The organism is Acetobacter lovaniensis (assembly GCF_014207635.1).
In the GTDB taxonomy this organism is placed as follows: domain Bacteria; phylum Pseudomonadota; class Alphaproteobacteria; order Acetobacterales; family Acetobacteraceae; genus Acetobacter; species Acetobacter lovaniensis.
Window position 1 is genome coordinate 106,420 of the sequence record NZ_JACHIE010000004.1, and the last position, 14,111, is coordinate 120,530.

Consider the following 14,111-nt stretch of genomic DNA (forward strand, 5'->3'; position numbering starts at 1 on the left):
TTACACCCAGACATAAAAAAAGCCGCCCCGAGAGGCGGCTTCAGACAGCATTTCTGCTAATCTGGTCTTAAACTGCCTTGAGATTGACAGCAGACTTTTTGCCGTTACGGCCAGCTTCGATTTCGTAAGAAATCTGCTGCCCTTCGCTAAGCGAAGCCATACCTGCACGTTCGAGAGCAGTAATGTGAACGAACACGTCCTGCGCACCATCCTCAGGCTGGATAAAACCGAAACCCTTGGTCGAATTAAACCATTTTACGGTGCCTGTTGTCATAACTAGGCTCCTTTTTAACGTCGTGGTCGCGCACAGAACACGTGCGCAATCGTAACTTCTAACAGGACAATGCTGGCACAACGCGCACCAACCCGCCTCATAAGAGCATCCACTTTTTTCTTCTCTCATATCCCTCAGAAAAAGGCAAGTTATAATTTTCATAATGCTCAATTTTTATTTTATGAGATAAATCAAACCCCTCACATTATTGAATTTTTTATGGGATATTCATTTAAAAACTATTCCGATTTATTTTTCACATATCCCGTTTTATAATTTTTTAAATATCAATTGACTTCGCTTCCACGCTGGATGGAAGCCGCTGTTCACGTTATGGAACGCTCTGCTCCACACACAATGCCAAGGCCTGTCTGCATGCCCCACTCTCCCCCACAACAAAACCAGACAACAGGTTCTGATGGCGTTGTCTGGAAAGATTTTCCTCAGGCTGCCCTTCTTAATCTCGTGACAACTGAAATCGTGCGCAACTTCCCGCGTCCCTTGCAGGATGATCACCGGCGCGTACATGCACCTACCCTGTTTGCCGCCTTGGGGAGTGTCTGTGGGTTTGCCACCCAGACCAGCCTGCTTGCGCTCATAAAATCAGGATTACGGCCAGAGCAGGATATAATGGCCCACACACTGGCAGGGGGACTGACCTTCCTGTTTGGCGAGCCGCTCAACCAGTTTCTGATGCAGGGCGACGCCAGTGTACACAACCCCGGCCTCTGGCCCTGCCTGAGCGGCCCTGCGCTACAGAACGGATGCTCCGCACAGGACTTGCCGGACCTGAACACCCAGTTCGCAAGCGTTGCCAGCCGACTTGGCACAGCGGAAGAAGGTATGCTTGATGTTGACGCCCATTTCCGCCCTCTGATTGCCACGGACACCCTGCGTGAAGCCATGTGGGCTTACATGGAACCTATTTTCCAGCAGGACTACCCCGATCAACCCGGAGCATATGGCCCGCTCCCCAAGCCGCTCTGGGGCTCCGCGATGACCGTTGCCACAGGAATGCTGTTCAATACCATGTTCAGGGTCATGGACGTTCGCATCGCCATGACGATTATCCTGCAATCGGCCATTTTTGGTTCAAAAATTATCGAAACCTGAACCATTACCCCAAAAATCCAGCCCATCCGGTCAACGCACGAGTTGACCGGCCCTGCCCGCCTTACGGGCTTTGCGGCGGGCAAGGAGTTCCTTCACGGCCATCCGCTCATAACGAATTTTCTGACGCACCCAATTCAGGACACCAGAGGACATCAGCACAATAATACCCACAAATGTCCACACATCCAGCGATTGGTGAAAGACAAGATAACTCAGGGCCACGCCCCACACCATCTGGCTATACTGCGGCAGCGCGACACGGTTGGCTGGGGCTCTGGCTGTCGCCATCATCATCATCAACTGCCCCAAGGCCGCGAGGAACCCATAGCCGAACAGGTAAACCCACGCCGTCAGGGTTGCAGGCCATTGGGCATGCAACCCCATAAGCAGCCCATTACCAACCAGAGGACCAATCAGACTTGAACCGAACAGGGACAGACGCGTACGCTCCTGATCCGCAAGACGATAGGCAATAACACTCCCCGCATTGGCAAAAGCTGCGACCAGCGCGCACAGATGCCCCCAGTGCAACTCCCTGAACCCGGGACGCAGGACAATAAGAACCCCGGCAAACCCCAGCACAACCGCCAGCCAGGCCCAGAATGTCACTTTTTCCTTAAGCAGCAGCACCGATAGAATTGTCACAAACAACGGCATAAGAAACATAAGCGAAAAAGCTTCCGGCATGGGAAGCAGCATAAAAGCTTCCACACTTGCTGCCGTAGCTACGAACACACACCCTGCACGCAGTAGCCACATACCCCATTTTTGCGGCCTGACGATATCCAGATAGGACTCACCGGACCTGCGGATAAAGGGAAGAATAAGGAAACCAAAAAGCCCGCCAGAAAAAGCCACTTCAAATGGATCAAGCTGGCCAGCCAGCAATTTGGAAAACGCATCACTTATCGAAAAAGACGCATATGCGCCAAACGCCAGAGCCATGCCGGAAAAAAGAGTCTTGGTGTCCATCGAAGCCGCTATATCTGTGAGGAATATCCTGTATTCAGGACAGTATTTAGCAGTAATAACGGCCAGCCGACACAAAGTAAAATGGTAATTTTTGCGCTGTATTGCTGGTATCAGGTTTTTCAATCAATCCTACAGCATGCAGGTGGCATACTCAGACAGACTGCAAATCTCCCCTCTCTGACCATAAAAAATACAGAACTCTCAGGGCAGAGGAGCATCTGGTGCTTCTTCCGCAAGATCCTTTGCCAAGAACCACCATTTTTCACGCGTTTTTTTATTCTGTTTTGCATGATACATGGCTTTGTCAGCCCGTTTGAGCAAATACTCGGCATCCAGACCATCCTGTGGGTACAAAGCCACGCCCAGAGTCATGCCCACTGTTGCTGTCTCATCCGCCGTAACGGGGAAAGGCTTTTCAACCGAAGCATGGAGTGTAGTCAACACAACTTCCACCTGCTCAACGGCCTGCGCTGTTGTCAGCCCTTCAAACACCACAACAAACTCATCCCCTCCCAACCGGGCAACGTAATCTGTCTGGCGTAGCCGGGCTTGCAGGCTTTGCCCTAGCTGTTGCAAAAGCCTGTCCCCCGCTTCGTGCCCATATGTATCATTCACCAGTTTAAAACCATCCAGATCAATCAGACCCACGGCAACGCTGGTCGCCTGCCGCTGTGCACGGGCAAGTGCTTGCGGCAGATATTCCGTAAGCGCCAGACGGTTGGGCAGACCGGTCAGCACATCATGCCGGGCACGGGCGGCCTCCTGCTCCTGCAAACCTTCAATCCGTCGATTAACGTCAAGCTTGTCCAATGCATGCCCCAAAAGGCTGGTAACCCGTTTGCACAACGCGATGCTCGACTCATCAAATACCTGCATCTGAGGAGAGGCAAAGGTCATAATCGCCCATATCTGCCCATCACGCCGGATAGGAGCAGACAAGACCGCACGCCAGTTATTGGTGCGTATAAACTCAAAACAGGGGCTGTCAGCCTGTTCGGCCAACTCATCGTTACTGTAAACAACGTCTTTTTCCCGCCATGCCCGCGTGACTACAAGAGGCGGAGACAAAGAACAATATCCATCCAGACACGTGTTGATCTGCTCTATACCTTCTGTACCCTCCCCGGCATGGGCCAAAACCTCCAGTTGCCCCAACTCGCTTACACGACCAATCCACACCGCATGGAACAACGTATCCCGCACCAGATCCTGGCAGGCACGGCTACACATCTCGTTTTCATTCGTCGCCAGCAGCACGGCATCGGCAGTATTCACCAGCGCATGGTACAGACGCCTTGCCACCTCCCTGCTGGTGACGTCTTCCAACGTCCAGACAGAAATGTCATTTTGCAGATCAGACAATTTCACGCCTGAAAAATCGACAATCAGCATCTGACCATCAGAACGGGCAAGGCGTACCCCGGTTACCCGTACCGTACGATTTTGTGCAATCTGCTCATAACCCTCGGTTATACGATCGAACTCGCTTCTCTCCGCATAGATAATTTCGGTTGGTTTACCAACAAGAGCATCAGGCTCCAAGCCAAGCATATAAGTGGCATATGAGTTGTTCATCTGAACAACTCTGTTTTTTACAAGTAAAATTCCAACAAGAGAATTATCCAGCAAGGCGGCTCTTAACTGCTGGCTGTAAATTCTGTCCAGCCCCATGGAAATATTAATACAGACTTCCTTGAGCAAAATCTGAAGCTGGTCATCAAAAATATCCACTTTTTCATGATAAACGCTAAAAACAGCCCAGACTTTTCCATCCCTGTAAATCGGCAATGCGGTATTGGAGCGTAGCCCCAGCCTGAGCGCACGCTCTTTCCATGGTGCGAGAGTAGCATTCTTTGAAAAAGACACATTGAAAAGAGGCAGACCCGTACGCCAGACTTGCCCAATAGTGCCCTGCCCTTCCGGCAGGTCCGCGCGCGCAGAGATCGCAATATTATCCAGATATGCCCGCGCACCACTCATAGCTAGCATCTGAAACCACTGCGCCTCATCCGGCCGGGCGATCAGGGCAATTTTAAAATGGGTATAGCGTATGGCCATGTCGCAGATTTCCTGCAAAAGACCTGCTTCATCATTTGCCTGACTGGCACATTGGCTGGCCTGCGCCATAAACGTGTTGAAAGCGGTCAGCCTGCGCAAATGCGCCATCTGCTCATGATCACGCCGACGGATTAAAAACTCACTGAAAAGCAGCAGCAGGACAAGCAGCAGAACCTCCGCACTCCAGCGCGCGGGGGCCTGCTGGGTGTAGGTGTGCCACACGCGCGAGGAAGACACCGGTGTTTGCACCACAAACGGATAACCCGGCACAGGAGCCAGCACGACCATTTCCTGCCTGGCAGATAAGGGAGGGTGGACCTGCCCCTGCATATGCAACAACTGCGTCAGGGATTGCCCGCTTCGGGTGTCAATAACCGTAAAATCCCGGTTCCGATAATCTGGCGGCAGCTCCTGCTCATCCAGAAATCTGCTGATCCGGTAAGGAGACCCTAAAAAATACCCTGCACTCCCACTGTCTTTCTCACGCACCCGCATGGACAGCACAACAGTCCCCAGAGTTTCCGAATAATGCACAGGCCCCAAAAAATGATAGGGCATTTTGGGAACGGGGGAAAAATCCCGCAAAGGTTCATCCCGAGTTTTTTTCTGGTCCGATGTGGACCATTGTATGCTCTCACCATCAGCCCCCAACACGTTGAACGTCGAATACGCCGGGCGTGAAAGCAGATAATGCCGGAGCGACATCTCAACCTGAGGAGAAAGCGGGGGATCAAGCCTGTTCTCCGAGCCACGCAGCGCTGCCAGAGCCATATCCAGTTCGGTAAAGCGGGTATCCAGCCGCTCCATAATCAGATTGGCATAAACCTGACTATCCCGACGCGCAGCCTCGTTAATCTTGGCAACGACGTGCTGATACTCGTCAAACTCGACGGCTGTAGCGCAGATTGCCACAACCAGAACCGGAAGACCGTAACCCATCACCGCACTTGCCGGCTTTTTTATGGCGTTAAAAGCCTGATAAACAACAGCAAAGAAGGATGAAAATGGACTCACGCGCATAACCGTATGCTGGATTTTATAACAGGTTCAAAACCAATATATACGATGACCTCTCGGACATTCTATATTTTTTAAGTAATGAATACAAATATTTTAAAGATTTTTTACAAGAGCCAACGCACCCGCCAAATTTGCAAAAAGTCAAACCAAATATAGATTAAACTTCCCGGCTACCCGCATGTGTTGCATTGAGCCTCCGCAAAATCCAGATATGTTCAAACCCCGGCTCTTTTCCTTTTATACCTCCGGGCACAGTCTGGCGATCAATGCTCGCAATATTATAAACCTGCCCATAATACTGTTCCACATCATACGCCATAATGGCGTAGGGCGGGCCGGACAAACGTGACTGATCATATTCAACACAAATCAAAAACTGTTCTGCTGAACAGGAAATCTCCATCACATGGTGCGTATAGCGTATGCGCATCTCTTCCGGCAAAGCCACCAGAGCCGCCCGGTCATAAACTGCATCAACCGGACCAAGCAGGGCGTGTGTCAGCACAAAAAAATCTGCTACGAAAATTTTTATATGAGGCCCTTCAAACACCTCAATGTCTGGAGACAGAGAGAACACAACGGGCTCAATACCCAACTCAGCAAAAAGCTGCTCAACCGCCAAACGGCTCAGTTCCACACCAACAACATTGTACCCTTCTGCCATGAGCCAGTGGATATCAAGCGTTTTTCCACACAATGGCACAAAAACCCTGCTCCTTGGAGCCAGACCAAGGATGGAAAAATACTCCACAAGAGCATGATGTGGGCATGGGGTATGAAACCCGATCTCGTTTTGACGCCATTTTGCAAGCCAGAACTCTGCGTTCATGAACAACCATGCCTCCGCCAGAACAAATCATCACTCACCGTGTATGTGGTGCCAGCAGAATGACGACTGCCCCTAGCAAACACAGACCCGCACCAAGAAAATCCCACCGATCTGGTTGCATACCTTCTGCAAACCACATCCACAGAACCGCAACCAGAATATAGATACCCCCATACGCAGCATAGGCGCGACCCGCTACGGATGTATCGATCAACGTCAAAAGATACGCGAACAAAAGCAGGCAACAACAACCCGGCACAAGCCAGACAGGCGTTTTTCCCAGACGCAGCCACATCCAGAATGCAAAACACCCTCCAATTTCGGCTATTGCGGCAGCCAGAAAAATCAAGCCCGTCTTCATGCCTTACTTGTCACAAACACACATCTGATCCCTCACGCACCACACAATAAACCCGAGAGACGGATCGTTGTGCATATCACGCCTGGAGGTAGAAACCTGAGATTAAAATTCGGCCATTTAAAACCGAATCAAACAATACCGTCCCCCATGATTTTGTGGCGAAAAACCACTCTCCCCGTCAAAAACAGACTTGGGGAATTTCCCGTTAACACACTGTAAAATTATATTTTTTTACCAAATGTTAACAAATATGTGTCCCCCCTACCCTTATAACGCCAATGTGATAATGATGATACGAAAATCACGATAAACTTGAGGGAAAGGTTTTTTACTACAGCGCAATCTCAAAAAATCCTGAAACATTTTTTAACACACGTAATAAAAATAGAAACATCATCCATGTCATCACAAGGGAATATATGTGGCATGCGTTTGTATATTTTGAACGTTATTTTTGAAACCAACTTAAAAACACTGATATTGTATTCTGTTTATCTTATTTTTCCTTGCATGTTAATCCAGTTGTTGAAAAATGAACTTTCATTCTCTCTTGCCTACAGAAAAATTTATTTGACTTACCCCTTTCCCGTATATTCAAACTTCAAAAGATGCTCCATAACAAATCATGCCTTCCCCGTGCCTGCTCTTTTATCTGGCATGAGTGTCATGGGGTCGACATCCCTCTGGTTTAGCCTTCTGCCTAAAGATTGAGTCCATGCCAGACCCTACAAACCCGTTCACATTCTTGAACCATGTCGATAAATTTTACGCAGCCATACTTGAGCAGGCGACTGATGGTGTCGTCATCATTGATGACCAGAACAGAATTGTTTTTTTCAATGCCGCGGCAGAGCATCTGTGGGGGTGTCCAGCCTCCGCGGTTTTAGGGAACCATGTTGATCAGCTGGTTCCAATGGAACACCGCAAGCACCATGATGACTACATCGAGCGTCATCGCCTGACGGGTCTTCACCGCGTTGTCAACACATCGCGCGAGGTTACGTTTGTACGAAGCAACGGAGATTATGTTGCTGCGGAACTCTCACTGTCCACGGCCCTGATCGGAGCAGACAACAAACGCTATTATATGGCTTTTATCAAAGGGGTAACCGAAGAGGTCCACCGTCGCACGCTACTGGAACTGCAAAGTCAGGTTTTTGCGGCTCTGGCAGACTACACAACCATCCAGGATGTTGCGGATATGCTGTGTGGCAAGGTGGAGCAGCTTGTTCCCAACAGCATAGCCACACTCCTGCATATTACCACACAGGGTGGGCTTTCCATCCTTTCCGGGAAAAGTCTGCCCAGCAGCAAGATCAACAAGCTGGACAATCTGATTCTGACCGCTTCTGATATTCAGGACCTGCGCACAAACCCGCACCACGCCTGCGCCCTGATCTGGACCCCAAAACAGGGGCAGAACCAGCACAGCGACCTGCATGACTGCTGGGCATCCGCCATATGCAACGCCGCGGGTGAACTGATCGGTATTTTTGCGCTTTTTTCGCGCAACAAGGAAAAAATTACTGACTGGCCACAGAAAATTGTCACAGGTTGCATACCATCCTGCGCATCTATTATTGGCCATGAAAAAACACTCGATAGAATCAATAATTTCAACAATATTGATCCTCTTACCGGGCTTTTGAACAGAACAGCCCTGGCCACCCGCCTGAGGCAGATGCTAGCGCAGCCCGAACAGGCTCCCTTTGCTATTCTGATGCTTGACGTTGATCTTTTGCAAGATGTCAACAACGTCATGGGGTACAATAGCGGTGACATCCTGCTCCAGACCATTGCCCGCCGCATTGCCGCCTTCTGTCGGGGTCACAATCTGGTTGCCCGGTTGGGTGGAGATGATTTTGTCGTTGTCATGCCAGATACGGATCGCAACAAGGCCTGCAAACTGGCCCATGAACTGAATTGCATATCCCGCGAACCCATAGAGGTGAAAGGCCGCGATCTGGTTGCCTCCCTGAGCATAGGAATCAGCCTTTACCCTGATGATGGCACGGAAATAGAGGAAATACTCGGCGCGTCGGAAACTGCCATGCGACAGACCAAAAAACAGGCACGGGGTGGGTTCCGGTTTTTTGGCAAAGGAGGCAACAGCAATGTGCGCGAACGCCTTATCATTGGCTCCGCTCTGCGCGATGCGTTGCAAAAGACACAGCTCCATCTGGTCTATCAGCCCCAGATCTGTGCTTTGACGGGCACCCTGTGCGGGGTTGAGGCACTCAGCCGCTGGCAACACCCCACACTTGGTTTTATTCCACCCTCCACCTTTATCCCCATCGCCGAGGAAACCGGGCAGATCGAAGCCATAGGTCTGTGGTCACTGGATAAATCCTGCCAGCAGGTCATAGAATGGGAGCTGAATGATGTTTATGTTCCCGTTGTCAGTGTGAATATGTCAGCCGTTCATTTTTGCAGCATGGACCTGCCAGACCAGATCCTGTCCGTATTGCAGAAGTACAATCTGGCCCCGCAGCGCCTGACCATAGAAATTACCGAAAGTGTGGCCATGCGGCAGGACCCCGAAACAGCCGCCAACCTGACAGCCATCCGCGACATTGGCGTTGGCCTGTCCATGGATGATTTTGGCACGGGTTTTTCGTCCCTGTCACGGCTTGCCCAGCTTCCCCTGACAGAAATCAAGATCGACCGCAGTTTTATTGAAAATTTTGAAAACGACATCAGTTCCCTTGTTGTTGCCGAAGCGGCAATCAACATTGGCAAACGTCTTGGTATCAAGGTTGTCACCGAAGGTGTCGAGCACGAAGCGCAGGAGACCAAGTTGCAGCAACTGGGCTGTGATATCCTGCAAGGCTATTTTTACAGCAGGCCTCTACCCGCCAATGACATGTCACTCTGGCTGGACGCATTCCCCACCAGACGGGCAGCCTCCCCTCTGTCCTGAGCCAGCCTGTCCTATGCTCCCATCTCGCTCTACCGGAGCAAAACCGGCCATTCCAGCGCGTCCTCATGCACCCTGATGGTATGACACTTGCCAGACACCAAACGTTCAGACACTTTGCCAACCATGATCAGTCCTTTGGCCACTTCCATACCCCAAAACGCACAGCCGGTATTATGTGAAGCCGAACTGGTGGCTGTTCTGGTCAGCATCAGCAACAATACGCCGCACATTCTGACACTGGAGCATGGCCACTCCTTTCCGTCCGGCCCACTTATGGTGGAGCATCGCTCCTTGCAAAAAGGGATGCGCAACTGGGTGGAACACCAGACCGGCCTCAAGCTTGGTCATACAGAACAGCTTTATACCTTCGCCGACCCATTGCATGGGCACGGCCACCAGAGGGTACAGATTTCCTATATGGCGTTCATCCGCCAGAACTGCGACCACAGTCTGGCCGAACGTTCCATTTACGACTACTTCCCGTGGGAAGACCGGCGGGATGCAACGTCCTGCCCATTGCTGCACACCATTGCCACGCGCCTCAAACAGTGGGCGGCAGATAACATGCAGCTCTGGCAAAGATGTACCACTGTTTTTGGCCTTGAGAACCACGTCTGGAACGATGAACTCAGCCTCCAGCGTTATGAACTGCTGTGGGAGGCCGGGCTTGTGCCCGAATCCTCGTGGCAGAATGGCGCGCACCTGCCGGGCCTGAGCATGCACCGCGACTACCGGCGTATTCTGGCTACAGCGCTCTCACGTATGCGGGCAAAAATCCGCTACACCCCGGCAGTGTTCGACCTACTGCCCCGGCAGTTTACCCTGTTACAGCTTCAGCAGGCCATGGAGGCTCTGGCAGGGCGCGCCATGCACAAACAGAACTTCCGACGGCTTGTGCAGCAGCAGAAACTGGTCAGCCGCACTGAGGAATACGATTCTCCCCCGCAGGGCCGACCAGCACAACTGTATCAATTCGCACCCGAAACAGCCGAACACTGCTATCTGGCGGGGGCCAAACTTCCTTTACCTGCCATCTCCTGAAAAAGTGTTTGGTTCGACCCTTGCAATTTCTGAATGCTATATATACTCAATAAGAGCATATATAGCACGGGAAACGGAACACAACCATGTCTGCCTCTCTCATGCCCAGCAGGGATGAATTATACCACCCTGTTGCCCACATTATGCTGCGGGACCAATGGGAAGCCAATTACGCGGCGGATATCGAAGCCATCCTGCGCCTGAAGCAGGAAAAAAACGCCGTCATTCTGGCCCATAATTACCAAACGCCGGAAATCTTCCATTGCGTGGCAGATATCCGGGGCGACAGTCTGGCTCTGGCCCGTGCGGCACAAACGGTGGATGCCTCCACCATGGTGATGGCGGGCGTGCATTTTATGGCCGAAACAGCAAAACTGCTGAACCCGGAAAAAACTGTTCTGATCCCGGATGCCACGGCAGGATGCTCTCTGGCCGAAGGCATTACCGCAGACAACGTAAGAACGCTCAAAAAGCGCTACCCCGGTGTGCCCGTTGTAACCTACGTCAACAGCACAGCCGATGTAAAAGCGGAAAGCGATGTCTGCTGCACATCGGGCAATGCACGCCGCATTGTGGAAAGTCTGGGTGTTCCCCGCGTGATTATGATCCCCGATGAGTTTCTGGCCCGTAACATCGAAGCCGAAACCGGCATAGAAATGCTGACATGGCCAGCCCACTGCGAGGTGCATGAACGCTTTACCCCGCAGGAAATCCGCCAGTACCGCCGCCTGCACCCAGGTGTAAGCGTCATTGCGCACCCCGAATGCCCACCCGACGTGGTTGCAGAGGCCGACCATGCAGGGTCCACTGCACAGATGATCAGCTTTATTGACCAGACAAAACCGCAAAAAGTCCTGCTGGTTACAGAATGTTCCATGAGCGACAACCTTGCGGCACTCTACCCGCAAACGCAGTTTGTGCGTCCGTGCAACCTATGCCCACACATGAAGCGGATTACCCTGTCCAATATCCGTCAGGCGCTGGAAACCATGCAGACGGAAGTAACCATCCCTGAACACCTGCAACACCCCGCTCGTATGGCGGTTGAGCGGATGCTGGCAATTTAAGCCCCCAGACCGGAGCCTGACATGACCACAAACCTGCATCTTCCCACCCTTTTATGGGAGCCCATTGTGCGCACCGCACTCATGGAAGATCTGGGAATTGGGGGAGATGTCACCACGCAGGCGCTGGCCCAGCCGGGGCAGCAGTTGCATGCCATCTTCCGCAGCCGCCAGAATGGTGTTCTGTGCGGGCTGGAAGGAGCCCGGCAGGCTTTTGCCATACTGGACCCGAGCGTGCGCTTCAGCCAGATGAAGCAAGATGGCAGCCAGATTGCACAAGGTGACGTTCTGGCCACCGTGGAAGGTAACGCGACTACCCTGCTGGCTGGGGAGCGCACGGCATTGAACCTGCTGTCGCACCTGAGCGGTATCGCCACGCATACGCACCATATTGTACAGGCGGTGGCAGGCACCAAAGCCCGCGTGGCCTGCACCCGCAAAACCCTGCCGGGTTTAAGAAGCCTGCAAAAATACGCGGTGCGGGCCGGGGGCGGGAGCAGCCACAGGCTCCGGCTGGACGATGCCATTCTGATCAAGGACAACCATATTGCCCTATGCGGTGGCAACATACAAAAAGCCCTGCTTTCTGCCCGTACCTACGCAGGACACCTGATGAAGGTGGAACTGGAAGTCGATACCCTTGAACAGCTTGAGGAAGCCCTGTCCGGCCCGGGGGCGGACGTTTATCTGCTGGATAACATGTCCGTACCCCAGCTTGAACAGGCCGTACGCATGATTAACGGGCGCGCACTGGCCGAAGCCTCTGGCGGTATCACGCTCAAGACGGCCCGCGCTATTGCCCAGACCGGAGTGGATGTGCTCTCGCTCGGCTGGCTGACCCACAGTGTGCAGGCACTCGATATTGGTCTGGATATTGTGCAGAGCTAGGCACCAGCTCCCGCCCTTCCGGCGTCCATAAAACCCGTAAAACCACGTTTTGCAGGCAGGAACACACCACAGGAACCCAGAGAGCGGGCTTTCCGCTTGAGATACGAGTGCCATCCTCCTAATATGCGGTACGTAGAAGCACTGGTATTTTGCCAGCCCGCCATGCAATGCTCAAAGGTGCCTGTTAATGGAGTGGTCCGAAGAAATAATCGCCCAGCTTAAGGACCTCTGGGCGGAAGGTCTTTCAACGGCGGAAATCGGCAGGCGTCTTTCCATTACCAAAAACGCAGTGGTCGGCAAGGCGCACAGGCTTGGCCTGCCGCCGCGCCCCTCCCCCATCCGGCGGAACGGCAGCAAACCCAAGGCGGCGGCCGACAAAGCCGAGCAGCCCACGCTTACCCCTCCCGCATCGGAAGCGCCTGCCAGCCGCATTACTGCTCCGGCTCCATCCGCGGCACCTGCTCCGGTTGCAGCAACCGCGCCAGCACCGGTTGCAGGGCCATCCCCGGTCCTTGCTGCAGCGACCGAAGCGAGCATGGTGGATGATAAAACTGCCAGAAAAGAAAAAGCCGCACCTGCCGCGCGCCCCAGTACCAAACCCAAAACACTGCTGCGCAGCATTTCGGACCCCGAACCGCAAAAGCGTCGCGGCCCATCCTGCTGTTGGCCTATTGGCGACCCCGGCACACCGGGCTTTCATTTTTGTGGCGCAACGCCCATTCCGGGCAAACCCTATTGCGAGGAACACGCCCAGATCGCCTATGTGCGTCTGCGTGACCGCCGCGACAGTATGGCCTGATCAGCCACACCCAACCATCATGCCTGATGGCGGCGCAAACGCCACCATCAGGCTAACAGGCAGATAATCAGCCTTCAATCGCCTTAACCGGCTCAGCCTCGCTATCAGCCGTTTTGGTTGTGACACTGCCTTCGGCCAGCATTTCCAGTTGACCGGTAATCTGGCCGCCGTCTTCCACTTTCAGGCGATGGCAGGCAGCCTTACCCAGCAGGCGGCCACTGCCACGTACGGTCAGGCTACCACGTGCGGTCAGGGAACCATCCACCGTACCGGCGATTTCCGCATTTTCCACTTCCACACCACCACGGAACAGGCCACCTGGCATAACAACCAGTTCCTTGGCCGTGATCATGCTGGATTCAACCGTTCCTTCAACCACCAGACGCTCTGCATCCTGTACTGTACCCTGTACGCTAATGCCACGCCCGACGACCAGAGTACGCTGCTCCGGCCCTTCCTTTTTAGGCTGGATCTGCGTAGGCAGGCCACGGGCGACAGCCACTCCGGGCATAGGCGGAATGCCAGCACCTGCGGGAAGAGAAGAACCGGACGGAAAAGGTGCACGACCCATAGGTGAAGTTTCCTTTGAATTATCAGAATGCGATACGGGAGCCTCAGGCGCGGAACTCCCCTGAGCGGCCGCATTGGACGGAAGAACAGTGCCAGATACCTCTGCCGGACGCGCAGAGCCCTGCTGCACGGTAGAGGGTGCCTGTGTGTTTGGCTGACTATCTTCAGGCTTACGTCTTTTGAACAAGAAAATCCCCCGCCT

General features: G+C 52.9%; 12 protein-coding genes. 6 read left to right on the forward strand and 6 right to left on the reverse strand.

What is annotated here, in order from left to right:
- Window positions 1-67: 67 nt before the first annotated feature.
- Window positions 68-274 carry a cold-shock protein gene (locus tag HNR55_RS06375; RefSeq protein ID WP_166114071.1) on the reverse strand — a complete coding sequence of 69 codons (207 nt, stop codon included), beginning with the start codon at window positions 272-274 and terminating at the stop codon, window positions 68-70.
- Window positions 275-649: 375 nt separating this feature from the next.
- On the opposite strand from HNR55_RS06375, the gene HNR55_RS06380 reads away from it, so the two are divergent.
- Window positions 650-1,387 (forward strand): hypothetical protein, encoded by a 738-nt coding sequence (locus HNR55_RS06380; protein WP_166114068.1) that lies wholly within the window; start codon window positions 650-652, stop codon window positions 1,385-1,387.
- 30 nt (window positions 1,388-1,417) lie between these two features.
- On the opposite strand, the gene HNR55_RS06385 is transcribed toward HNR55_RS06380, so the two are convergent.
- The 4 genes from HNR55_RS06385 to HNR55_RS06400 all read right to left on the reverse strand — a co-directional run bounded on the left by HNR55_RS06385 (window position 1,418) and on the right by HNR55_RS06400 (window position 6,627).
- On the reverse strand, window positions 1,418-2,359 hold the full coding sequence (locus tag HNR55_RS06385; protein ID WP_242005511.1) for a DMT family transporter: 942 nt from the start codon (window positions 2,357-2,359) through the stop codon (window positions 1,418-1,420).
- Window positions 2,360-2,560: 201 nt separating this feature from the next.
- Window positions 2,561-5,437 carry a sensor domain-containing diguanylate cyclase gene (locus HNR55_RS06390; protein WP_221441732.1) on the reverse strand — a complete coding sequence of 959 codons (2,877 nt, stop codon included), beginning with the start codon at window positions 5,435-5,437 and terminating at the stop codon, window positions 2,561-2,563.
- Between the two features lie 157 nt (window positions 5,438-5,594).
- Complete coding sequence (tmpT, locus tag HNR55_RS06395; RefSeq protein ID WP_166114062.1) at window positions 5,595-6,266, reverse strand: thiopurine S-methyltransferase; 672 nt, start codon at window positions 6,264-6,266, stop codon at window positions 5,595-5,597.
- A gap of 34 nt (window positions 6,267-6,300) precedes the next feature.
- The gene (locus HNR55_RS06400; RefSeq protein ID WP_166114059.1) at window positions 6,301-6,627 is read right to left on the reverse strand and encodes a YnfA family protein; all 327 of its coding nucleotides are present in this window, start codon (window positions 6,625-6,627) and stop codon (window positions 6,301-6,303) included.
- 715 nt (window positions 6,628-7,342) lie between these two features.
- Between HNR55_RS06400 and HNR55_RS06405 the strand changes: the two genes are divergently transcribed.
- From HNR55_RS06405 to HNR55_RS06425, 5 genes are all read left to right on the forward strand, one after another.
- Window positions 7,343-9,547 (forward strand): EAL domain-containing protein, encoded by a 2,205-nt coding sequence (locus tag HNR55_RS06405; protein WP_166114055.1) that lies wholly within the window; start codon window positions 7,343-7,345, stop codon window positions 9,545-9,547.
- Window positions 9,548-9,682: 135 nt separating this feature from the next.
- Window positions 9,683-10,588 carry an NUDIX hydrolase gene (locus tag HNR55_RS06410; protein ID WP_242005510.1) on the forward strand — a complete coding sequence of 302 codons (906 nt, stop codon included), beginning with the start codon at window positions 9,683-9,685 and terminating at the stop codon, window positions 10,586-10,588.
- 86 nt (window positions 10,589-10,674) lie between these two features.
- A complete protein-coding gene (gene nadA / locus HNR55_RS06415) occupies window positions 10,675-11,655 on the forward strand; it encodes a quinolinate synthase NadA (RefSeq protein ID WP_166114052.1) in 981 nt (326 codons plus the stop codon).
- Between the two features lie 21 nt (window positions 11,656-11,676).
- Entirely contained in the window at window positions 11,677-12,540 is an 864-nt protein-coding gene (gene nadC, locus HNR55_RS06420; protein WP_166114049.1) for a carboxylating nicotinate-nucleotide diphosphorylase, read from the forward strand.
- A gap of 187 nt (window positions 12,541-12,727) precedes the next feature.
- Complete coding sequence (locus HNR55_RS06425) at window positions 12,728-13,339, forward strand: GcrA family cell cycle regulator (RefSeq protein WP_166114046.1); 612 nt, start codon at window positions 12,728-12,730, stop codon at window positions 13,337-13,339.
- Between the two features lie 67 nt (window positions 13,340-13,406).
- Here HNR55_RS06425 and HNR55_RS06430 read toward each other — a convergent pair whose 3' ends face one another.
- Window positions 13,407-14,096 carry a bactofilin family protein gene (locus tag HNR55_RS06430; protein ID WP_184382608.1) on the reverse strand — a complete coding sequence of 230 codons (690 nt, stop codon included), beginning with the start codon at window positions 14,094-14,096 and terminating at the stop codon, window positions 13,407-13,409.
- Between the last annotated feature and the right edge of the window lie 15 nt (window positions 14,097-14,111).

Excerpts from the sequence above, each read along its gene's own strand:
- nadC (WP_166114049.1), top strand. The coding sequence starts at position 11,677 with ATGACCACAAACCTGCATCTTCCCACCCTTTTATGGGAGCCCATTGTG.
- HNR55_RS06375 (WP_166114071.1), bottom strand. The coding sequence starts at position 274 with ATGACAACAGGCACCGTAAAATGGTTTAATTCGACCAAGGGTTTCGGT.
- nadA (WP_166114052.1), top strand. The coding sequence starts at position 10,675 with ATGTCTGCCTCTCTCATGCCCAGCAGGGATGAATTATACCACCCTGTT.
- HNR55_RS06390 (WP_221441732.1), bottom strand. The coding sequence starts at position 5,437 with ATGCGCGTGAGTCCATTTTCATCCTTCTTTGCTGTTGTTTATCAGGCT.
- HNR55_RS06425 (WP_166114046.1), top strand. The coding sequence starts at position 12,728 with ATGGAGTGGTCCGAAGAAATAATCGCCCAGCTTAAGGACCTCTGGGCG.
- HNR55_RS06380 (WP_166114068.1), top strand. The coding sequence starts at position 650 with ATGCCCCACTCTCCCCCACAACAAAACCAGACAACAGGTTCTGATGGC.
- tmpT (WP_166114062.1), bottom strand. The coding sequence starts at position 6,266 with ATGAACGCAGAGTTCTGGCTTGCAAAATGGCGTCAAAACGAGATCGGG.
- HNR55_RS06400 (WP_166114059.1), bottom strand. The coding sequence starts at position 6,627 with ATGAAGACGGGCTTGATTTTTCTGGCTGCCGCAATAGCCGAAATTGGA.
- HNR55_RS06385 (WP_242005511.1), bottom strand. The coding sequence starts at position 2,359 with ATGGACACCAAGACTCTTTTTTCCGGCATGGCTCTGGCGTTTGGCGCA.
- HNR55_RS06405 (WP_166114055.1), top strand. The coding sequence starts at position 7,343 with ATGCCAGACCCTACAAACCCGTTCACATTCTTGAACCATGTCGATAAA.